The following is a 20,607-nucleotide window of genomic DNA, read 5'->3' on the forward strand; positions in this document are numbered from 1 at the left end:
AAGGTGTGGGTCAGTGCTCCTCGGCGCGGCGGGGTGCCGAGGTGACGAGTTCGGTGAGCACGCCATGGCAGTCCTTGGGGTGCAGGAAGGTGATGCGCGAGCCCATGGAGCCGGTGCGCGGCTCGTCGTAGAGCACCCTGACGCCCTTGTCCCGGGTGGCCTGGGCGTCGCCGTCCACATCGGCGGTGCCGAAGGCGATGTGATGGACCCCTTCCCCGTTCCTGGCAAGCCACTTGGCGACGGTGGAGTCCTCCCGGACGGGCTCCAGCAGCTGCAGATAGGAGGCGCCGCCGTCGGAGGTCTCATTGATCTTCAACATGGCCTCGCGAACGCCCTGTTCCTCGTTGACCTCGGTGTGGAACACCTCGAAGCCATAAGTGGCACGGTAGAACTCGACGGTCTTGTCGAGGTCGAAGCAGGCGATCCCGATGTGGTCGATGCGCGTCAGCATGGAACCAGTGCACCGCCGTACGGTTGGTTACGCAACGTGCGCGCGATCACACCACGGGGCCGGTGACCGCGGCCGTACCGCTCAGTACATTGACGAAACCACGTCACCGCCCGACATCCGCCCGAAGGAGCCGTGTTCATGTCTGGTACGAACGGTCCGACCGGTACCACCTCTGTGATCGTCGCGGGCGCCCGGACGCCCATGGGCCGGCTGCTCGGCTCGCTGCGCTCGTTCTCCGCGGCCGACCTGGGCGGGGCGGCCATCAAGGCCGCGCTCGACCGGGCGGGCATAGGGGGCGACCAGGTCCAGTACGTGATCATGGGTCAGGTGCTGCAGGCCGGCGCCGGCCAGATCCCGGCCCGCCAGGCGGCGGTCAAGGCCGGCATCCCGATGAACGTCCCCGCGCTGACCGTCAACAAGGTCTGTCTGTCCGGCCTGGACGCCATCGCGCTGGCCGACCAGCTCATCCGGGCCGGGGAGTTCGAGATCGTGGTGGCCGGCGGCCAGGAGTCGATGACCAACGCCCCGCATCTGCTGCCCAAGTCGCGCGAGGGCTACAAGTACGGCGCCGTGGAGATGCTGGACGCCATGGCCTACGACGGACTGACCGACCCCTTTGAGCACATCGCCATGGGGGAGTCCACCGAGAAGCACAACACCCGTCTGGGCATCCGCCGCGAGGAGCAGGACGAGGTGGGTGCGGCCTCCCACCAGCGGGCCGCGGCCGCCCAGAAGAACGGCCTGTTCGAGGCGGAGATCACCCCGGTCGAGATCCCGCAGCGCAAGGGCGAGCCGGTCATCTTCAGCCGGGACGAGGGCATCCGGCCGGAGACCACCGTGGAGTCGCTGGGCAAGCTGCGGCCGGCCTTCGCCAAGGACGGCACCATCACGGCCGGCACCGCCTCGCAGATCTCCGACGGTGCCGCGGCGGTGGTGGTGATGAGCAAGGCCAAGGCCGAGGAACTGGGCCTGGAGTGGATCGCCGAGATCGGCGCGCACGGCAATGTGGCCGGGCCGGACAACTCCCTTCAGTCGCAGCCCTCCAACGCCATCAAGCACGCACTGGCCAAGGAGGGCCTGGGCGTTGACGACCTCGATCTGATCGAGATCAATGAGGCATTTGCGGCCGTAGTGGTCCAGTCAATGAAGGATCTGGGCGTTTCCCTGGAAAAGGTGAACGTCAACGGCGGGGCCATCGCGTTGGGTCACCCCATCGGCATGTCCGGTGCCCGGGTGGTGCTGCACCTGGCGCTGGAGCTCAAGCGGCGCGGCGGCGGGATCGGCGCGGCGGCGCTGTGCGGTGGCGGCGGCCAGGGTGACGCGCTGATCCTGCGCGTACCCGGCAAGTGAGCCGTCCCGGCACTGCCTTTCAGCACTGACCGCACATTCGGAACGGAGCGGATATGACGGACGTCCCCGCACTGGTCGAGCAGGCGCGGGCCGGCCGGCCCAGGGCCGTGGCCCGGCTGATCTCGCTGGTGGAGGGGGCGTCCCCGCAGTTGCGCGAGGTGATGGCGGCCCTGGCGCCGCTGTCCGGCAACGCCTATGTGGTGGGCCTGACCGGCTCGCCCGGGGTGGGCAAGTCCACTTCCACCTCCGCCCTGGTCACCGCCTACCGGCGGATGGGCAAGCGGGTGGGCGTACTGGCCGTGGACCCCTCCTCGCCCTTCTCCGGCGGTGCGCTGCTCGGTGACCGGGTGCGGATGTCCGAGCACGCCTCCGACCCCGGGGTCTATATCCGCTCCATGGCCACCCGGGGCCACCTGGGCGGGCTGGCCTGGGCCGCCCCACAGGCGATCCGGGTGCTGGACGCGGCCGGCTGCGAGGTGATCCTGGTGGAGACGGTGGGCGTCGGCCAGTCCGAGGTGGACATCGCCTCCCAGGCGGACACCTCGGTGGTGCTGCTGGCCCCCGGGATGGGCGATGGCATCCAGGCGGCCAAGGCCGGAATCCTGGAGATCGGTGACGTCTATGTGGTCAACAAGGCCGACCGGGACGGGGCGGACGCCACCGCCCGGGAGCTGAACCACATGCTGGGCCTGGGCGAGGCCCGCAGGCCCGGTGACTGGCGGCCGCCCATCGTCAAGACGGTGGCCGCCCGCGGCGAGGGCATCGACGAGATGGTCGAGGCGCTGGAGAAGCACCGGGCGTGGATGGAGGAGCACGGGGTGCTCGCCGAGCGCCGCCGGGTGCGGGCGGCCCGTGAGGTGGAGACCATCGCGGTGACCGCCCTGCGCGCCCGTATCGGCGACCTCCACGGCGACCGCCGCCTGGGCGCGCTGGCGGAGCGGGTGCTTTCCGGTTCCCTGGATCCGTACGCAGCGGCCGACGAGCTCATCGAGGGGCTCACCAACGGGGGTTGAGGGCGCGAAGCGCCCCTCCCAGGGGCGCGGGGCGCTGCCGATATGCGGCTTCGCCGCGTGGGCGCGACCAGCCACAACCGGCCCGCAGCCGAAAACACACCCGGGGCGCAGCCCTGACTCAAAGCAACCCCCGGGGTGCGGCCCCAACTCCCGAAGCGGAGTTACCCCTTACCCCGCGTGGAGCGCAAGTGCTGCGCAACCGGCGCCAACGACTCATGCAACGCCTTCAGCTCATCCGCCGACAGCAAATCAATGAAGTGCTGCCGCACAGAAGCCACATGATGCGGCGCGACCTTCCGCATGACCTCCCACCCGTGCTCCGTCAGCACCGCGAACAACCCCCGCCGGTCCGACTCGCAGTTCTCCCGCCGCACCAGCCCCGCGTTCTCCATCCGCGTGATCTGGTGCGAGAGCCTGCTCTTGGACTGCAAGGTCGCACTCGCCAGATCGCTCATCCGCATCCGGTGATCCTGGGACTCGGAGAGATTGACCAGGATCTCGTAGTCGTTGTTGGTCAGACCGAACGGCTGGAGATCCCGTTCGAGCTGGTGCATCAGCAGCCGGCTGACGTCCAGATGGGTCCGCCAGGTCCGCTGTTCCTCGTCGCTGAGCCAGCGAGTGCCGTTCTCGGTGTCCATGAGTGGAATCTACCTAAATAAGTTGAATTTTTAACAGGTCGCCATGTTACAAGGGTCGAAGTGAGAGGTCAGGCGTTCGACATCACACTCCGGAGGGTACCGCTCACAGCCCGAAACGGCGCTGGAGATCCCCAAGCTGCCCCGGCAGTCCGGGAGCGGACGACTGGTTCACAGGATTCGCGTGGTTCGCACCCGATGCACCCGGTACGCCCTCTTCGTCCGGTGAACATCCTTACCCCGCTCAGCACTCCGCGCAGATAGCGGTGGTCGTAGTGGTGGCAGGGCGAGGGGCAGTCGGCCCACCCCATCAGCGCCCACCCGGATCGGCGGCTCCATGAACACCACCGGCCCGTTGGAGACGGCCATGAACTTCCCCGTGCCGATCAGCGTCAGGAACCCCGGCGCAATCGACTGCTTCAGCGCCGGCGAGGGCTCGAAGGCCAGCAGATTGCCCGAGCACACGGTGAGGTTGCCGTCCTCCATGTCATAGGAGTTGACCGGCCATCTCGCGCGCAAGTCCCGTCCTCCAGCGCGGGGTTGGCGCATCCTGGACCTGCGCTTGGCGGGTAGGCCGGGCGCTTCTGCTGTTCGGTGTACTGCCGGGTGATCGACAGCGGTGCGTCGCCGCATGATGCCGGAAGTACGACGGTAACCAGAAGTGCCCGTGCGTGATCGCTCGGTTTACGCGGTTGGTGAAGTCGCGCCGCAGGATGTGGTCGGCCTCGCCACATGTCGGCCTTGCCGTTGAACTCCCTCAGCCCTGCCTGGAAGTCCTCGCGCACGTTGCGCATGTTTTCCTCGCACTCTCAGCATCTCGTCGTCCAGGACGCCGCTTTGGTACTTCGTGACGAAGGCCAAGTGAACATGCGTCGCGGAAACTACGATGGTGGCTGTGCAGCTCCGGTACAACTTCCGCGTGTACCCCGGGCCCGGTCAACGCGTAGCGCTGGCCAAGGCGTTCGGGTGTGCCCGTGTGGTGTTCAACGACGGGCTTCGCGCCCGTCAGGAGGCCCATGCCGCGGGGCTGCCATACATCAAGGACACCGAGCTGCAAAAGCGGGTCATCACCGCCGCCAAGCGCACCGACGAACGCGCCTGGCTCGGCGAGGTGTCCTCCGTGGTGCTGGTCCAGTCGCTCCGCGACCTGCACACCGCGTACCGGAACTTCTTCGCCTCGGTCACCGGCAAGCGCAAGGGGCCCAAGGCCGCGCCGCCCCGCTTCAAGTCACGCAAGGACAGCAAGCAGTCGGTCCGGCTCACCGCGAACGGGTTCAGCGTCCGGCCGGACGGCCGCCTGTACGTGGCCAAGGTCGGCGACCTGCGGGTGAAGTGGTCCCGGACCCTGCCGTCAACGCCGACGTCCGTCACGGTCACCCTGGACGCCGCCGGGCGGTACTGGGCATCGTTCGTCGTCGAGGCCACTGCGGACATCCTCCCCGAGGCCGCCGCCGACACCGGGATCGACCTCGGCCTGAACCACTTCGCCGTCCTCGCCGACGGCCGCAAGATCGACTCCCCGAGGTTCCTGCGCCGGGCGGAGAAGAAACTCAAGCGCATGCAAAAGGCCCTCAGCCGGAAGGAGAAGGGCAGCAACAACCGGGACAAGGCCCGAAGGAAGGTCGCACGGCAGCACGCCCGCGTGGCGGACCGGCGCCGGGACTGGCAGCACAAGCTCTCCACCCAGATCATCCGTGACAACCAAGCGGTGTTCGTGGAGACGCTGTCCGCCAGGGGCCTGGGCCGCACGAGGCTCGCCAAGTCGGTCCACGATGCCGGATGGGCACAGTTCGTCGGCATGCTGGAGTACAAGGCTGTCAAGCACGGCAGGGTCTTCGCCAAGGTGGACCGGTCGTTCCCCTCGTCGCAGGTCTGCTCGGCCTGCGGCATGCGGGACGGGCCCAAGCCCCTGCATGTCCGCGCATGGACGTGCGGGAACTGCGGCACCGAGCACGACCGGGATCACAACGCGGCGAAGAACGTTCTGTCCGAAGGACGCCGGATCGTCGCCGCCGGACGGGCGGAGACGTTAAACGCCTCGCAGAGCGCGGGTAAGACCAGGACCCCGGTCCCGGCACAGCGCGTTGAAGCAGGAAGCCCCCGAGAGGGTCAGCCGACCCTGGTAGGAAACCCTGCCCCCAATAGGGCTTAGGGCTGGCTTAAGGGCGGGGGCACGTCAAATTGTCATTGAGCGGCTGGAGCAACTGTCGGCGTCATAGGCCACCGGGCCGTCGCAGCTTCTCCTCCACCTGTACGCCTGGATGTCCACCGTGACACTGCCCGACAGTTCCAGCCGGAACGCCTCGCCCGAGCCCCGGCCCACCAGCTCCCGCCGACCCGCCGCCGACCAGGGCCCCGGCCCCGCACCGCCCTCAGGGGCGCCCCCGTACCGGCGCCGCGCCCCCCGGCTGTCACAATGGCCGGGAAACTTGTGAACGCGGTCACAAGCTGTGACCGCCCGGCCACCACCCCCGACCCGAAGGTGCTTCCGTGGACCTCAAGACCGCCACCGCCCTGCGCCGGCTCCGACTGGTCTCCTCCCCGGAGGCCGTCTCCTGGCTGCTGCTGATCGTCTGCATCGTGCTGAAGAACACGACCTCGTTCAACGCCGTTCCGGTCATGGGCTGGGTGCACGGCATCTGCTTCATCCTCTACGCCGTCTTCCTGGCCGACGCCTGGAACCGCACCAAGTGGCCGCTGAAGACCGCCGCCCTCTATCTCTTCCTCTCCGTCCTGCCCACCGGCGGCTTCATCGCCGACCGGATGCTGCGCCGGGAGGCCGAGGCCAGCGTGATCGCCGCCCGTGCCCGCAAGGAAGGCGTGGTCAGCGCATGATCGCCGCATTCTCCGTGACCCCCATCGGCGTCGGCGAGGACGTCGGGGAGTATGTCGCCGAGGCGGTCCGGGTGGTCCGCGCCTCCGGCCTGCCCAACCGCACCGACGCGATGTTCACCTCCGTGGAGGGCGACTGGGACGAGGTCATGGACGTCATCAAGCGCGCCGTGGCCGCCGTGGAGGCCCGCTGCGGCCGGGTCTCCCTGGTACTCAAGGCGGACATCCGCCGCGGCGTCACCGACGGCCTGACCACCAAGGTGGAAACGGTGGAACGGCACCTCGCCGGGGGGTGAGGGTTTCGGGGTGCCCTGAGCGCGGAGCGCGTATGCCCCTTACACCTGGCGCGGGCACACGCGCTCCGCGCTCCGCTGCCCAGCCGACGTGGCCGGCCGCGATGGTGACCGGTCGCGGTGGTCGTGACTCACTCGATCGCGGCGCCGTGCACCGCGCGCTGGCCGAGGCGAGCGATGAGGACCGTCCCGGCCTGGAGCGCGCCGCCGGGCTGATCGCCGCCCTGGCCGCCCGGCCGGAGCGGGAGGTACGGGCCGAGTGGGCGCGCGGCGTCATCGCCGCCGCGGGCCTCGACCCGCACACCCAGGAGCTGCCCGCCATCCGCGCGGTACGCAAGGCGGAACCCGGCCTGAGCCTGCGGGCGGCCGTACAGGTGGTCCGCGAGGCCAAGGGCGAGCCCGTCCCCTAGGCCCGCCGCCCCGGCCGTCTCTTACTACGAGACGCCCGGCCCCGCCCGGGAGCCGACCGGTACGCTCGTCTGCGTGCCCAAGCCCCTCAGCCTCCCCTTCGACCCCATCGCCCGCGCCGACGAGCTGTGGAAGCAGCGCTGGGGAGCGGTGCCCGCGATGGCCGCCATCACCTCGATCATGCGCGCCCAGCAGATCCTGCTGGGCCAGGTCGATGCGGTGGTCAAGCCCTATGGGCTGACCTTCGCCCGCTATGAGGCGCTGGTGCTGCTCACCTTCTCGAGGGCCGGGGAACTGCCGATGTCCAAGATCGGCGAGCGGCTGATGGTGCACCCCACCTCGGTTACCAACACCGTGGACCGCCTGGTCAAGGCGGGCCTGGTGGACAAGCGCCCCAACCCCAAGGACGGCCGCGGCACGCTGGCCTCCATCACCGAGAAGGGCCGCGAGGTGGTGGACGCCGCCACCCGCGACCTGATGGCCATGGACTTCGGGCTGGGGGCGTACGACGCCGCCCAGTGCGCCGAGATCTTCGAGGTGCTGCGGCCGCTGCGGGTGGCGGCCGGGGACTTCACCGAGGAGCCGGCGGGCGAACAGGGCTGACGTGCACGCCGCCCCCGACGCACCGGGGGCCGCGAAGATCGCCCCGGAAGGTACCGCTACGCTCGATGCCATGAAAAAGAGCGTGCTGACCCGCTACCGCGCCCTCGCGTACCTCACCGGCGTGCTGCTGGTCCTCCTCACCATCGGCGTCATCGCCAAGTACGGGCTGAACATGGACGGCGTCGCCGGCCCGGTCCGGATCGTGGCCATCGCCCATGGCTGGCTGTACGTCCTGTACCTGGTCTTCGCCTTCGACCTGGGCTCCAAGGCCAAGTGGCCGTTCGGTCGGCTCGCCTGGATCCTGATCGCGGGCACCATCCCCACGGCGGCCTTCTTCGTGGAGCGCAAGGTCTCCCGCGAGCTGGAGCCGCTGCTGGAGGACGCCGAGCCCGCGCCCGCCAAGGCGTAACGGCCGCCAAGGCATAACAAGCCCCACAGCGCCCCGGACCTCCCTTGTGTTCGGGGCGCTGTTGCGCGACCATTTACTAGGACGTCCTAGTAAATCGCACGCAGCGCAACGGAGCGCGGAGAGGTGGTCGGCACCACATGGACGCAGCAGCCATCGAGGCGGGGCGCAGCCGCTGGCAGGCCCGCTACGACGCGGCCCGCAAGCGCGACGCCGACTTCACCACGCTCTCCGGCGACCCGGTCGAGCCGGTCTACGGCCCCCGCCCCGGGGACACCTATGAGGGCTTCGAGCGCATCGGCTGGCCCGGTGAGTACCCCTTCACCCGGGGCCTGTACGCCACCGGCTACCGGGGCCGCGCCTGGACCATCCGCCAGTTCGCCGGCTTCGGCAACGCCGAGCAGACCAATGAGCGCTACAAGATGATCCTGTCGAACGGCGGCGGCGGGCTGAGCGTCGCCTTCGACATGCCCACCCTGATGGGCCGCGACTCCGACGACCCGCGCTCGCTGGGCGAGGTCGGCCACTGCGGAGTGGCCATCGACTCCGCCGCCGATATGGAGGTCCTCTTCAAGGACATCCCGCTGGGCGATGTCACCACCTCGATGACCATCAGCGGCCCGGCCGTCCCGGTCTTCTGTATGTACCTGGTCGCCGCCGAACGCCAGGGCGTGGACCCCCGCGTCCTCAACGGCACGCTCCAGACGGACATCTTCAAGGAGTACATCGCCCAGAAGGAGTGGCTGTTCCAGCCCGAGCCCCATCTGCGCCTGATCGGCGACCTGATGGAGCACTGCGCCGCCAACATCCCCGCCTACAAGCCGCTTTCGGTCTCCGGCTACCACATCCGCGAGGCGGGCGCCACCGCCGCCCAGGAGCTGGCCTACACCCTCGCCGACGGCTTCGGCTATGTCGAACTCGGCCTCTCCCGTGGCCTGGACGTGGATGTCTTCGCCCCCGGCCTGTCCTTCTTCTTCGACGCCCATGTGGACTTCTTCGAGGAGATCGCCAAGTTCCGCGCCGCGCGCCGGATCTGGGCCCGCTGGATGAAGGAGGTCTACGGCGCCAGGACCGACAAGGCGCAGTGGCTCCGCTTCCACACCCAGACCGCCGGTGTCTCCCTCACCGCCCAGCAGCCGTACAACAACGTCGTCCGCACGGCCGTGGAGGCCCTGGCCGCGGTCCTCGGCGGCACCAACTCCCTGCACACCAACGCCCTGGACGAGACCCTCGCCCTGCCCAGCGAGCAGGCCGCGGAGATCGCCCTGCGCACCCAGCAGGTGCTGATGGAGGAGACCGGCGTCGCCAATGTCGCCGATCCACTGGGCGGTTCCTGGTATGTGGAGCAGCTCACCGACCGCATCGAAGCCGATGCCGAGAAGATCTTCGACCAGATCAGGGAACGGGGCCTGCGCGCCCACCCCGACGGACAGCACCCCATCGGCCCCATCACCTCCGGCATCCTGCGCGGCATCGAGGACGGCTGGTTCACCGGCGAGATCGCCGAGAGCGCCTTCCGCTACCAGCAGTCGCTGGAAAAGGGCGACAAGAGGGTGGTCGGCGTCAACTGCCACGAGGGTTCGGTGACGGGCGACTTGGAGATCCTCCGCGTCAGCCATGAGGTGGAGCGCGAGCAGGTACGCGTCCTGGGCGCCCGCCGCTCCGCCCGCGACGACGCGGCCGTCACCGCCGCCCTGGATGCCATGCTGACCGCCGCCCGGGACGGCTCCAACATGATCGAGCCGATGCTGGACGCGGTACGCGCGGAGGCCACGCTGGGCGAGATCTGCGGGGTGCTGCGGGAGGAGTGGGGGACGTACACGGAGCCGGCGGGGTTCTGAGGCCCGGCTGACCGTCCCGGAGCCCGGAGCGGAGCCGCCTTGCCGCTCCCGAACTGGCCTCCACCGCATCCTTCGTTGGAGTGCCCCGGCGAGTGACCAGCCGTAAGCAAGGGAAGGCTGCCGCCGCTTCCGAGGGGTCCACGGACACTCCGACACCAGGGGGATTGGTATGGCCCGAAACCTTCGTGCCCGCGTCTGCACCGTGGCGAGCGCACTTGTGCTCGCCGCCTCCGCGACCATCACCACCATCACCACCGCCACCCCGGCATCCGCGGCCGACCAGCTGCTCTGCTGCGACCAGGCGGTCAATGCGAACAATTCCACCGCACAGAACGTCGCCAGGCTGGTGGGCGCCGACTTGTCCCGCACCACCGGCACGGTCGGCGTCCAATGCCATTCCCTGGACCCGGTGGGTCCCGCCCGGAACTGCGGCGGGGAGCCCCTCGTCTGCGCGCACAACAACTTGGGCATCCTGGCGACCGGTTGCAGGCCGTTTAACGTCAACCGTTGAGTGGACAGTGGCCCCGGCCGTCGTCCGGGGCCACTGTGTGCTCATTCCGCGCGGACCGGAGTCACCACTCGATCAGGACGGCGCCGTTGCGGGGATCTATCAGCGATCATTGGGACCGTCATGTCGGGGAAGTGACGTTCGATTCTCGTGCCCGCGCAGGGGCGCGCTCGTCGTCACAGCCGTCTACCTGACGCCCCCTCGAGTCTGGTCGGGTCCGCTACGGGCGATGCCCTGGACATGTACGGACGTGAACTCTGCTGACAGGGGGTGTCGTTGGCAGGAATCGCGGGTGGTCATCGAGGCGGCCGTGTGCAGGCGAGGGCGCCGGCTGACCGCTCGGTCCAGGCAGCTCGTGCTGGAGGTCCGACGCTTCGTTTTAGGAAAGTCCGGCAAGCCATTTCCAATCCCCGGCGCGAGTACGCAGATCGGCAGCGGCCTGCTCAAGGCAGTTCTCGGATTCGACCAGGTCAGCCCCTGGCCCAGCAAAACCATGACGACCACCAGCAACGGACCTCTGAGTACGGGGAGCCGGGCGAAGCGTGAGGTGTCCAGGGACGATACGTCGGGAGGCGCGGTCTTCCACTCGGGTCAGGGGGTGCAGAGAACCTCCATGACTTTAGAAAACCATGCCGTCTCGGTTCCCGGAGCCGTTTCTCCGGTAGATCGTCACAAACCAGATGCCATCCGACTACGCCGAGGCCCCGTCGCCGACTGGAGCATTAGAAGGCCGGGAAGTCACCGCGATTTCCACCAACTCACCCTCCTCCGAAATCGCGACTACCGCCTCGCCGCAATATATGTATCGGGCGGGGCTTTGGCTTGAGAGCATGATCCCTATCTGGCGCGGTATCCGCACAAAAGCCAGCTTCGCGAAGATCGATGCCACGAAGTTTTCAGATGAGGAGTCATCGAGATGGCCTTACTCTTCCCAGTATCGAAGATCGATCTTCGGTGCTCGCGCCTGAGAGTCGGCCGCGAAGGGAAGCTTCTGCTGCGCATTGGACCGTGGAGGCTCCTCCAGGACAATCACCTGTGTGAGCATACCTGTGCAGGGATCGACCTTCATCTCCACCGCACCTCCGCTGGTTCCGGTGACACGGAGATAGAGCGGCCTTCCGTCAGGGCGGGGAGTCCAGGTGACCTTCATAGGGATCCAGGGGTCACTCTCGATGGCTGCAACCTTCGCATGCTGCCGAACCGCAAACTGAGATCATGAGCTCCCCTAATTATTACCTGGGCAAGGCGTGGATGAGTGCGGGAAATTGTCCGGGGCTCCGCGATGCACCAAATTTCAGCTGCCAGGCATCGACGACCCACCGCTTTGTGTAACCCGTCGGCTGACGTTGCCGTCAACTACTGTGGTCAAGACGCCCAGAGGGCCCGCCGGAATCAAACCTGGCGGGCCCTCTAAATTCCAACCTGATCCCACTATTCCCTGCCTTCCAAGGCAAGGTCTGTCAGGATCGCAGGGTGTTGCCGGACGCCTTGCGTCCCCGCGTCAGCCGGTAACCTGGAAAGGCGCCTTCGCTACTCGCGCGGGCGGCCAACCTCAAGGAACTGCCGATAAAGAAGGTGCAATAGCGCCGCGTATGCGTGTTGCGACCGAGCGGCCGCCTGATCGCTACCCGTTGCAACCTCACCGAGCCGATCAATTCGACGCATTAGTTCTTCCAGCACTGCAAGGACGTCAACTGGTGCTGGCTTGAAGATCCCGCGCTCTACATAGCGGATCACCGTCGTCACATACTCGTCGACTCCAGCCAAATCGCTGTGCGCAAGAACCAGGCCCTCGCTTGACCGCTCGAAGGGAACGGCAAGTGGCGCCATAGAGTACAGGATTCCATAAAGCTCAGCATCAGTTACGTAGTCCTCACTCCTGGCGCACGCAAACCCACATAGGCGGACCAAGGCGTGAACAGCGTCTTCACTCACACCCATAGTCGCCAAGAATTCAAGCTCCCTCTCGAAGCTCCTCAATGAGGAACCCGCACTGAAGATAGTTCAGGACGGACCGCCGAGCCCGATTACAGCAACGATCCACCTATTTGTGCAGCACCTGTCCACTGACGTTGCCGTCAACCATTGCCGTCAAAGATACCAAAGAGCCCCGCCGTATCTTCCGGCGGGGCTCTTCACTACCCTTTAAGAATCAGAACAGAATCTGGGTGCTGGACTCCCGACACGCCAAAATCCGCGTCCCTGGGGTGCGACCAGATGCTGTAACTGAGACACGCTACAAGGCCGTCGCCGCTGGCCGACCTCAGCGCCAAGCAGCGAACCCGCGAGGAATGGGACTCCCGCACGTCGGTGAATTTCAACATCTCCTCAACCTGCGCCGGCTTCGCAAGGGAAATGGTGAGCGGCTGGTACACCGTTTTGAGCTTCATTCCGATGACACCATAGAATGTCACCTCAACAAACTCGCGTACGGAAGCCGGATCGACACTTCGCAGCTTGAGCTCCGAATGGCTGACACTGTATCGCCATGGCCGGAACTTCCGATCGAAGGAGATGGGAAGGCTCGCAGCCGGCTGCACTGACTCCTCATCAGGGAGCGAATGGGTTGGCAACGGAACTTCCGTTTCTGTAGAAGGTCACGCGCGACCACGCGCTCGGGTTGTCCTGGATGTAGCTTAGCTCCCATCCAGTCGCATGCCCATCGAAGATCGGATCCAGCCCCCTCCCGGTGCGAGCGGCTGCCACCGGATCGTCGATGCCATCCAGGTTGAAGTGGATCGGCGTCTTCCCGTCATTGACATAGCCTTTGAACTCGCTGACCCATTTATCACCGGCAGAGGGCCAATCATGGTATGACTTGGCGCCAACCGAGTCCGAAAATTCATGAAGGGCCATCGGGTTACCATCGACCTCGCTAAGCCCGAGGGCAATCCCCTCAGAATCACTACCGACCCGTGTTGCCCTGACTATGCCTTCGACTCCTTCAAGGGCTCCTTCCCCGACCTTCAGCCCGGCCCTGGCCTCGGCACCAAGGGGCGGAATGACCATGGCGACGGCTGCTCCGGCGCCGATGCATTGGCCCCAGGTGGGGTTCTTTATGCATCCCTTGAGGTCGTCGAGGCCGGAGTACTTCCAGAAGAGGCGGTTGATGGTGGGATCGATGGCCGGCATCTCGATGTTGTAGCGGTCGGGGGCAAACTGACAAGGTGTCAGTTCCCGGTTCATCGGGATGATGCAGGTCTTCTTCTGGTGTTGTTCGTGCTGCTTCTTGCGGAGCTCGGCAGCTTGCTTGCGTGCGGCGTCAAGCTCGGCTTGCCGCTTTGTGATCACGTCCTTCCAGGCTGCGGCGGCAAGCTCGTTGGCCTCCCTTTCGCTCTTCCCTGCCTTCACAGCGGAGCGGTGGGCTGCGTCTGCGCTCTCGTGGGCCACCATGGCCGCTTCCTTGGCGTACTTCACCGAGAAGTCGGAGTCCGCGGCGGATTCTTCGGCGTTGGCGGCGTCGCGGTCTGCCGCGTCTGCTGCGCTGCGTGCTGTGGTGGCGGAGTTGGCCGCCTTGGCGGCGGATTTCTCGGCCTGGGTTGCGGACTTGTCGGCTTCTGCGGCGTACTGCTTCGCCTGGGCTGCGGACTTCTGCGCTTCCGAGGCGGCCTTTTGGGCTTCGGTGTTGGCGTTGGCGGCGTCGGCTGCGGCCTTGGCGGCGATCCAGCGGTTTTCCTGGGCCTTGGCGGCGATGATGGCGCCTTGGTCGAGGAGGTTCTGGAGCTGGGCGATGTGGGTGGCGGCGAGCTGGTCCTTGCGTTCGGCCATGTACTGGCCGACCTGGATGAAGGTGTGGAGCTCGTCCGCGGGGCCGGCGAGGGCGATCTTGCCGGCGGCCTGCATCTCCGGGCCACCGCTGGAGATGAGCTGGGAGGCGTTGACCTCTTCGTCCTCGTGCCGTGCCGCGTACTGGCCGGCGTTGATGAACGCGCCCATGGTCTTGGGGTCGTTGGTGGCCAGGGCCTTCTTGCCGGCTTCCTTCACCCCCGGTCCGCCGGCGGAGATGAGCTGGGAGGTGCGGATGCTGTAGTCGTCGATTCCGGCTGTGTACTGGCCGGTGGTGTAGAAGTCGCGGATCTGCTGGTCACTGCCGCCCAGCGCCTTCTGTGCCGCTGTGCGAACCGACGGGAAAGGGCTCTGACCGGCCAAGTCGGCGACGTCCTGGCGGATTTCGTCCTGCTGGGCCTTCTGCCAGCCATTGCGCAGGAAGTCCAGGACGTCGGCGTCGGTACCGGACAGGGCGTTGGCAGCGGCCTCCTGGAGGAAGGGGCCGCGGGTCTTCATCGCCTTGAGAGCCAGTTCACGGCCCTTGGCAGCGGTGGCCTTGGGGTCGGCGTCCGGCTTGGATGCCTCTGCAGCGAGGGTGGTGGCGATGTCGTCCAGGCCCCGGGCGTCATACGCCGCCTGGGCCGAGGCGGCGGTGATCCGTTCCGCCTGCGCCTCGCGGGATCTTGCGACGTCGATGGCGGCGGAGGTACGGGTGGCGAGGTCCTGCGCCTCGGCCTTCCGGGCAATTTTGAAGACCTTGTTGGCGGTGGCTACTGCTGAACTGGCCGCTTCGGCAGCAGATTTGGCGGATGCGGCATTCTTGGCTGCGTCGGCGGCTGCCTTCTTGGCCTCGCCGGCGTGCTTGACGGCATCCTCAGCCGCGTCGGCGGCCTTGTCCGCGTGGTCAGCTGCCCGGTTGGCCGCATCCCGCGCCTCGTAGGCGGCTGCAGCCGACTCATTGGCCAGTTCCTCGGCCGAATCGGCGGCGGCGTCGGCCTCCTTCGCATGACGCCGGGTCTCCTCGGCGGCCGCATGTGCCTCGCCGTTGTAGTCCCCGGCCTGCCGCGCATCCTGGTCCGCGGCATCGGCCTGGTCGGCAGCATCGTTGGCATCGGCAGCAGCACCATGGGATGCCTTGGCTGCCGCTGCCGCCGCCTTGGAGGCGTTACCGGCCTGCAAGGCGGCCGAAGCCGACAGCCTGGCGAGCCCCGCAGCCTGACGGGCACTCTTCGCGGAGTTCTTCGCCTCCTCGGCCTTGCCGGCGTCATGCTCCGCGGCTATCGAGTCGTTGTACGCCTTCGCCGCTGCCTCCGCGGCGGCGTTCGCCGCGCTCGCCGTCTGGGCGGCGGCCATGGCAGCCACCCGTGCTGACTCCTGGGCCTCGCTGGCCGCCTCAATGGCCGTCTGCGCCGCGTTGGCGGCGGCGAGGGCCGAGCTGGCCGCCTGCTTCGCCTTGACCGCGGCGGTCTTGGCATCATCGCGGGCCGCTGCGGTCTGCTCGGCCGCGCGCTTGGCGTCCTGCTTGGCCGCCGCCGCAGCCTCCACCGCCCGCTGCCGGGCAGCCTCAGCGGCCTTGGTGGCCTTCTCCGCCTGCGCACCGAACTGCTGCGCCTGCTCGGTGAGCTGGGCGATGGTGGCATGTTCCTTGTCGCGGTTGCGTGCCACGAACTGGCCGACGTCGAGGAACTCGACGATGTCCTCGGGCGTGCCCTTGAGGGCGGCCTTGCCGGCCTCCTTCACATTCGGGCCGCCCGCCATGATGATCTGGGAGACCTTGACCTCGTTGTCCTCCCTCCGGGCCACGTACTGGCCGCTGTTGAGGAAGCCCTCCAAAACCTTGGGGTCGTTGCTGGCCAGAGCCGCTTTACCGGCCTTCTGGACCCCAGGGCCGCCCGCCATGATGATCTGGGAGACCTTGACCTGCTCGTCGTCCCGCAGCGGCGCCTGCCAGCCGTTGCGCAGGAAGGACTGCACGGCGTCAGGGGTGTTGGTGGCCAAGGCCTTCATCGCGGCCTTGCGCACCCCCGGCCCGCCCACACTGATGATGCGGCTGACATCAATGCAATCGTCGTCGAACTGAACGCCGTCCTTCTTGGCGAAGAACTTCTTGACGTCCTCGTCCGTACCCAACAGGGCTTGCTCCGCCGCCGCCTTGACGCCCGCACCGCCATGCCGCCACAGCGCGACGATCTGCGCTCGGTCCGACAGCGGGGGCAGGCCATCGTCCGGGTCAGCGGCCGCGGCCGCGGGATGGACACCGAGCAGGCCCGGCAGGAGGAGAGCCGAAAGCAGCGCCCCGCCGACACCGCGCAGACCAAGCGTTCCCCCACCGTCTCTCTGTCGGCGTATGGGCTGTTGTGGCGCTCCATTGCCAGAGCGCGGTAGCCATTTCATGCAGCAAGTTCTTTCTCGGTCCGGAGCCGGCTGTGCAGCAGCCGACCCGCCAGTTGTTGAGGCCTGAAGGTCTGTTATCGCCGTGAAATTGCCCACGGTGCATGCAGACGTGCATCGTCGCCTTTTGAACAGCCCCCCGGCATGGTCGAGCGCACAACTACCTATGGCTTCAATGCCGATGGGGACGCGCTTACGCGTAGCTTACATGTGCTTTACTGACTGCATTCAAGGGCCACTTTGACCCCAACTCACCTACCGGAAGGCGAACATGGCCATTTCCCGTGCCCCCAAGGGCACCGTTATGGGTATCTTTGCAGCGATTGCCGCATGTATCGGATTCGCGTCGGCGGCCGTGGCCCAGCCCGCACCGCAACCCAAACCCGCTCCCGCACCCGCCTCCGGCCCGTCCGACATGTCCTACGCCGTGGAAACGTTCGCGTACCCCAACGCCGCGCAGATCCTCAAGGAACAGGGCATCACCTTGTACACGGGCGACGGGCACATCATGCTCACCAACTGCTCCGCTGCCCACGACATCACCGTCAAGGCGCGCGACGCTGGCAAGGACTTCTGCTTCGCCGTCACCGGCAAGAAGGGCTACCTTTCCCTCAATCTGCCGGGCGCCTACGGCATATGGACCCAGGACTACGCCGTCACCGCGACGATCACATCCGATGGCAAGGACACCGTCGTCAACGCACCCAAGAACACCTACACAGGCTTCGGTGAGGGCGACCAGCAAAAGCACGCCCCATCCGTCCTGGTCACGCTCCGCGCCAACGGCTGACGCCCCCGGCCGGAAGCCGGCAAACCACCACTCCAGCTCGTGTGCAGCGCCATCGACGCGCCGCACGCTCACCCCACAAGGAAGAACCACACCATGCCTGGCATACGTCCGCGTGCAGCGTGGATGGCAGGAGTCCTCTCGGCCGTCACCGCAGCCGGACTGCTCACCGGGGGACCAGCCAACGCCGTCGTCGGCACGCCCCTGAACGACTCCTACGCCTTCACCGCCCAGCTCGACCTCGACAACGGCAAGCGGTCCTGCTCCGGTGTGCTCGTCGAGCAGCAGTGGGTGGCCACCGCAGCGAGCTGCTTCGTCGACAACCCCGCGCAAGGTATCCAGGTCCCGGCCGGAAAGCCTGCGCTCCCCACCACCGCCACCATCGGCCGCGTTGACGCCGACCATCAGACCGGCACCACAGTGGATGTCGTCGAACTCGTCCCCCGCACCGACCGCGACCTGGTCATGGCGCGCCTGGCCAAACCTGTCACCGGCATCGCCCCGATCGGCTTGTCCTCCAGCCTCCTTGTCCCTGGCGAGGACCTGCGGGTGACCGGCGCCGGCCGGACGAAGGAAGAGTGGGTTCCCCAGCGCCTGCACACGGCCATGTTCACCGCAGGCGAGGTCAAGGACGGCACCGTCGCGCTGTCCGCCAAGTCCGACAGCGCGGCGATCTGCCAGGGAGACACCGGCGGTCCGGCCTTCCGCGACATCAACGGCCGCTATGAACTCGTCGGCATCCACAGCCGCTCCTGGCAGGGCGGCTGCCTCGGCACCGACCCCGCGGAAACGCGCACCGGCGCCGTTGACGCTCGCACCGACGACATCGCTGGCTGGATCCAAGCCGTAGCCTCCCGGACGCTGCTGGCCCGCGCCAACTGGGCCAACGCCGGCTACATGGCTTCCGGCCACTTCACCAATAATGGCGCGAGCGACAGCAAGCGCCGCATGGATCTCTTCGTCGTCTGGAAGGACGGCTCCGCCAGCCTGTACCAGGGCGCCGACCACGACGACCCCAAGTACCCCTTCACCATCGAGTACAAGATCGCAGGCGCAGGCAGCACCTGGAAGTATGCCCGCGCCATCACCGGTGGCAACTTCGCCGGCACCGGCTCCGACGGACTGTTTGTGAAGTGGACCGACGGCGAGGTCACCGAGTACGCCCACCTCGACCAAAACGGCGTCCACGGCGAGAAGAAACTCGTCAAGGGCGTCAACGAAGACCCCAAGAACTACTGGAAGAACGCCAAGCTGGTCGCCGCCGGACGGTTCACGCCCAACAGTCAGCGCGACGACGTCATCACTCTCTGGGAAGACGGCTCCACCTCGATGTACACCAACATCGACGCCAAGGGAGTCAGCGCCCACACCCAGCTCGGCAAGGACGGCTGGACGGCGGCAGCTCAGATCACCGCAGGCGAGTTCACCGGCAAGGGCACCGCAGACCTGCTGATCCGCTGGACGGACGGACAGACCACCATCTTCCCCGGCGTTGATGCCAAGGGCTTCCACAACAGCCGCATCAACATCCGGCCCGAGAAGTCGGCTTGGGCCAACGCCGAAATCCTGACCACCGGAGCCTTCGCTATCGCCGGCGCACGACCGAACGACATCCTCATTCGCTGGTCCAACGGTCCTCTGAGCTACTACCCCGGCGTTGACGCCAAGGGCACGCACAGCGAGATCCAGCTCGTCGGCTGACGCAGGACACCGGAGGCTGCTGTTGACGGATGCGGCGGCCTCGGCCGGCATGGGGCCTCTTGGTCAAATGAGCACCGAAGAGGTCGGTGTTGAATGTACGGCAGCCCAAACGGTTGGGGCGCGGGCCACCACCGTGGTCAAGGCCATGCGTTGCCTCTCGCCAGTGTGCCGCGCCCCCTCCCGTGGGAAGCTCTCGCGAATTCGGCTCGCCCAACGCTTGCGCGCCGTAGCGTCTGGGGCTACGGACGAGTGTGTGGGGAGGCGCCGTGTCGAGTGAGACCAGTCAGCCGCCGATGGCGTGGCGGTTGTGCGGGAACCAGGTCAAGTTGTGGCGTACGGACGCCGACGTCAGCCGGGACCAGCTGGCGAACGAGGCCGGGTACGACTACGAGTATGTGAAGTCCATGGAGTTGGGGCGTCGGCGCCCGACGCAGCGGTTGCTGGAAGTCGCGGACGAAATGTGCGGCGCTCGCGGCAAGTTGCTGGCGTCGTTGCCGTATCTCCAGCCGGAGAGGGAGCCCGGGCGGTTCCAGCATTTCCTGGATGCGGAGGCCAGGGCGATCGCCCAGTACCACTACGAGACGGTGGTAATTCCCGGGCTCCTTCAGACGGAGGAGTATGTCCGCGCCCTGTGCAAGGCCAAGTGTCCACCGGTCGATGATGAATTCATCGAGAAGACGGTGGCCTCGCGGCAGCAGCGGCAGGAGCGGCTGAACAATCCGACAGTGCTGTTCAACTTCGTGCTGTACGAAGCAGCGTTGCGCACCCTTGTCGGGGGTCGCGAGACGATGAGGAAGCAGCTTCTCCATCTGATCGACCTCAGCGCCTTGCGTAATGTCTCCATCCAGGTCCTGCTTGCCGAGCATGGATCGCACGACTGGCTCGAAGGGCCCATGTCGCTGCTGGAGACGGACGAGCGTGAGACTTACGCCTATTCGGAAGGGCCGGGTTTCCAGATGCTCTTCGCCGAGCGCGAGGTGGTGAACGACTTCTCCATGCGGTACGGCATGCTCCGATCGCAAGCGCTCAACACAACGGACTCGGTGCGTTACATCCAGAAGTTGGTGGAGGAACTGTGAGCAACAGAGGCATCTGGACTAAATCCAGCTACAGCCAGGCGAATCCCGATGGCAACTGTGTCGAGGTCGCCGTCTGTGCGCGGACGGTGCGCATACGGGACTCGAAGCGCATATCCGGGCGCATACTCGCCGTACCCTCCGCAGCCTGGGCGGAGTTCATCGCCAAAGTCGGTGAACGGCCATGACCGGCCCAACCGCATGGTTCAAGTCCAGTCATTCGCAAGGGGATGGCGGCGACTGCGTCGAAGTGGCCGTTGCGGTACTTACCGTTCACATCCGTGACTCAAAGCGCAGGCTCGGCCCGCAGCTCGCCGTACCGGCCACCGCCTGGGCCGAGTTCATTACCAACGTAGGCGAACGACTATGAACGGCCAACCGCATGGTTCAAGTCCAGCCACTCGCAAGCGGATGGCAGCAGTTACGTCGAAAGTGGCCGTCACGCCGCGAACCGTGCGCATCCATGACTCAAAGCGCCGACGCAAAGAGCACCTCGCCGTACCGGCCGCCGCCCGGGCGGAGTTCATCGCCCAGGCGGCCGCTC

The 20,607-nt window shown here is 66.9% G+C and carries 20 protein-coding genes and 2 pseudogenes; 16 read left to right on the forward strand and 6 right to left on the reverse strand.

The window, feature by feature from the left end:
• Positions 1–10 precede the first annotated feature (10 nt).
• Positions 11–451, reverse strand: coding sequence for a methylmalonyl-CoA epimerase (gene mce, locus CV755_RS29570; protein ID WP_109283304.1), 441 nt, complete (start codon positions 449–451; stop codon positions 11–13).
• A gap of 138 nt (positions 452–589) precedes the next feature.
• Between mce and CV755_RS29575 the strand changes: the two genes are divergently transcribed.
• Together CV755_RS29575 and meaB are read left to right on the forward strand one after the other, a co-directional pair.
• Positions 590–1,801: an acetyl-CoA C-acetyltransferase gene (locus CV755_RS29575; RefSeq protein ID WP_109283305.1), complete on the forward strand. Its 1,212-nt coding sequence runs from the start codon at positions 590–592 to the stop codon at positions 1,799–1,801.
• A gap of 53 nt (positions 1,802–1,854) precedes the next feature.
• Positions 1,855–2,814, forward strand: coding sequence for a methylmalonyl Co-A mutase-associated GTPase MeaB (gene meaB, locus CV755_RS29580; protein WP_109283306.1), 960 nt, complete (start codon positions 1,855–1,857; stop codon positions 2,812–2,814).
• A 161-nt stretch (positions 2,815–2,975) separates the two neighbouring features.
• Here meaB and CV755_RS29585 read toward each other — a convergent pair whose 3' ends face one another.
• Positions 2,976–3,452 (reverse strand): MarR family winged helix-turn-helix transcriptional regulator, encoded by a 477-nt coding sequence (locus CV755_RS29585; protein ID WP_109283307.1) that lies wholly within the window; start codon positions 3,450–3,452, stop codon positions 2,976–2,978.
• A 103-nt stretch (positions 3,453–3,555) separates the two neighbouring features.
• Positions 3,556–3,950 (reverse strand): annotated as a pseudogene (locus CV755_RS35445) (AIM24 family protein); the annotation flags it as partial.
• 394 nt (positions 3,951–4,344) lie between these two features.
• Here CV755_RS35445 and CV755_RS29600 point away from each other — a divergent pair.
• Positions 4,345–5,601: an RNA-guided endonuclease InsQ/TnpB family protein gene (locus CV755_RS29600; protein WP_109283616.1), complete on the forward strand. Its 1,257-nt coding sequence runs from the start codon at positions 4,345–4,347 to the stop codon at positions 5,599–5,601.
• A 102-nt stretch (positions 5,602–5,703) separates the two neighbouring features.
• Here CV755_RS29600 and CV755_RS36410 read toward each other — a convergent pair.
• Positions 5,704–5,796 (reverse strand): annotated as a pseudogene (locus CV755_RS36410) (AIM24 family protein); the annotation flags it as partial.
• A 143-nt stretch (positions 5,797–5,939) separates the two neighbouring features.
• On the opposite strand from CV755_RS36410, the gene CV755_RS29605 reads away from it, so the two are divergent.
• The 7 genes from CV755_RS29605 to CV755_RS29635 all read left to right on the forward strand — a co-directional run bounded on the left by CV755_RS29605 (position 5,940) and on the right by CV755_RS29635 (position 10,343).
• Positions 5,940–6,284, forward strand: coding sequence for a DUF3817 domain-containing protein (locus CV755_RS29605; protein ID WP_109283308.1), 345 nt, complete (start codon positions 5,940–5,942; stop codon positions 6,282–6,284).
• Complete coding sequence (locus CV755_RS29610; protein ID WP_109283309.1) at positions 6,281–6,577, forward strand: MTH1187 family thiamine-binding protein; 297 nt, start codon at positions 6,281–6,283, stop codon at positions 6,575–6,577. Before CV755_RS29605 ends, CV755_RS29610 begins: the two co-directional genes overlap by 4 nt.
• Positions 6,578–6,723: 146 nt before the next feature.
• Positions 6,724–6,984 carry a hypothetical protein gene (locus CV755_RS29615; protein ID WP_241561441.1) on the forward strand — a complete coding sequence of 87 codons (261 nt, stop codon included), beginning with the start codon at positions 6,724–6,726 and terminating at the stop codon, positions 6,982–6,984.
• Between the two features lie 73 nt (positions 6,985–7,057).
• Positions 7,058–7,585 carry a MarR family winged helix-turn-helix transcriptional regulator gene (locus CV755_RS29620; RefSeq protein ID WP_109283311.1) on the forward strand — a complete coding sequence of 176 codons (528 nt, stop codon included), beginning with the start codon at positions 7,058–7,060 and terminating at the stop codon, positions 7,583–7,585.
• Positions 7,586–7,655: 70 nt separating this feature from the next.
• Positions 7,656–7,994, forward strand: a complete 339-nt coding sequence (locus CV755_RS29625) for a DUF3817 domain-containing protein (protein WP_109283618.1) — start codon at positions 7,656–7,658, stop codon at positions 7,992–7,994.
• A 137-nt stretch (positions 7,995–8,131) separates the two neighbouring features.
• Positions 8,132–9,832, forward strand: a complete 1,701-nt coding sequence (locus CV755_RS29630; protein WP_109283312.1) for a coenzyme B12-dependent isobutyryl-CoA mutase large subunit — start codon at positions 8,132–8,134, stop codon at positions 9,830–9,832.
• A gap of 169 nt (positions 9,833–10,001) precedes the next feature.
• Entirely contained in the window at positions 10,002–10,343 is a 342-nt protein-coding gene (locus CV755_RS29635) for a hydrophobin family protein (protein WP_109283313.1), read from the forward strand.
• A 1,527-nt stretch (positions 10,344–11,870) separates the two neighbouring features.
• Here CV755_RS29635 and CV755_RS34385 read toward each other — a convergent pair.
• On the reverse strand, positions 11,871–12,170 hold the full coding sequence (locus CV755_RS34385; RefSeq protein ID WP_153068765.1) for a hypothetical protein: 300 nt from the start codon (positions 12,168–12,170) through the stop codon (positions 11,871–11,873).
• 720 nt (positions 12,171–12,890) lie between these two features.
• A complete protein-coding gene (locus tag CV755_RS29645; protein WP_422070612.1) occupies positions 12,891–16,325 on the reverse strand; it encodes an ALF repeat-containing protein in 3,435 nt (1,144 codons plus the stop codon).
• On the opposite strand from CV755_RS29645, the gene CV755_RS36415 reads away from it, so the two are divergent.
• From CV755_RS36415 to CV755_RS29670, 6 genes are all read left to right on the forward strand, one after another.
• The gene (locus CV755_RS36415; protein ID WP_241561443.1) at positions 16,245–16,493 is read left to right on the forward strand and encodes a hypothetical protein; all 249 of its coding nucleotides are present in this window, start codon (positions 16,245–16,247) and stop codon (positions 16,491–16,493) included. The genes CV755_RS29645 and CV755_RS36415 overlap by 81 nt on opposite strands.
• Positions 16,494–16,770: 277 nt before the next feature.
• Complete coding sequence (locus CV755_RS29650) at positions 16,771–17,289, forward strand: hypothetical protein (protein WP_241561444.1); 519 nt, start codon at positions 16,771–16,773, stop codon at positions 17,287–17,289.
• A 39-nt stretch (positions 17,290–17,328) separates the two neighbouring features.
• The gene (locus CV755_RS29655) at positions 17,329–18,987 is read left to right on the forward strand and encodes a S1 family peptidase (RefSeq protein WP_153068766.1); all 1,659 of its coding nucleotides are present in this window, start codon (positions 17,329–17,331) and stop codon (positions 18,985–18,987) included.
• Between the two features lie 266 nt (positions 18,988–19,253).
• Entirely contained in the window at positions 19,254–20,066 is an 813-nt protein-coding gene (locus CV755_RS29660) for a helix-turn-helix domain-containing protein (RefSeq protein ID WP_241561445.1), read from the forward strand.
• Complete coding sequence (locus tag CV755_RS29665; protein ID WP_109283318.1) at positions 20,063–20,251, forward strand: DUF397 domain-containing protein; 189 nt, start codon at positions 20,063–20,065, stop codon at positions 20,249–20,251. The genes CV755_RS29660 and CV755_RS29665 overlap by 4 nt, the downstream gene beginning before the upstream one ends.
• Entirely contained in the window at positions 20,248–20,433 is a 186-nt protein-coding gene (locus CV755_RS29670) for a DUF397 domain-containing protein (protein ID WP_109283319.1), read from the forward strand. Before CV755_RS29665 ends, CV755_RS29670 begins: the two co-directional genes overlap by 4 nt.
• Positions 20,434–20,607: the final 174 nt, after the last annotated feature.

Origin of the sequence: Streptomyces orinoci (assembly GCF_003121295.1) — a bacterium.
GTDB lineage: Bacteria > Actinomycetota > Actinomycetes > Streptomycetales > Streptomycetaceae > Streptomyces > Streptomyces orinoci.

What these genes read in the sequence shown, in the direction of transcription:
- CV755_RS29630 (WP_109283312.1), top strand. Translation starts at nt 8,132, where the DNA reads ATGGACGCAGCAGCCATCGAGGCGGGGCGCAGCCGCTGGCAGGCCCGC.
- meaB (WP_109283306.1), top strand. Translation starts at nt 1,855, where the DNA reads ATGACGGACGTCCCCGCACTGGTCGAGCAGGCGCGGGCCGGCCGGCCC.
- CV755_RS29610 (WP_109283309.1), top strand. Translation starts at nt 6,281, where the DNA reads ATGATCGCCGCATTCTCCGTGACCCCCATCGGCGTCGGCGAGGACGTC.
- CV755_RS29625 (WP_109283618.1), top strand. Translation starts at nt 7,656, where the DNA reads ATGAAAAAGAGCGTGCTGACCCGCTACCGCGCCCTCGCGTACCTCACC.
- CV755_RS29585 (WP_109283307.1), bottom strand. Translation starts at nt 3,452, where the DNA reads ATGGACACCGAGAACGGCACTCGCTGGCTCAGCGACGAGGAACAGCGG.
- CV755_RS34385 (WP_153068765.1), bottom strand. Translation starts at nt 12,170, where the DNA reads ATGGCGCCACTTGCCGTTCCCTTCGAGCGGTCAAGCGAGGGCCTGGTT.
- CV755_RS29635 (WP_109283313.1), top strand. Translation starts at nt 10,002, where the DNA reads ATGGCCCGAAACCTTCGTGCCCGCGTCTGCACCGTGGCGAGCGCACTT.
- CV755_RS29575 (WP_109283305.1), top strand. Translation starts at nt 590, where the DNA reads ATGTCTGGTACGAACGGTCCGACCGGTACCACCTCTGTGATCGTCGCG.
- mce (WP_109283304.1), bottom strand. Translation starts at nt 451, where the DNA reads ATGCTGACGCGCATCGACCACATCGGGATCGCCTGCTTCGACCTCGAC.
- CV755_RS29670 (WP_109283319.1), top strand. Translation starts at nt 20,248, where the DNA reads ATGACCGGCCCAACCGCATGGTTCAAGTCCAGTCATTCGCAAGGGGAT.
- CV755_RS29650 (WP_241561444.1), top strand. Translation starts at nt 16,771, where the DNA reads ATGGCCATTTCCCGTGCCCCCAAGGGCACCGTTATGGGTATCTTTGCA.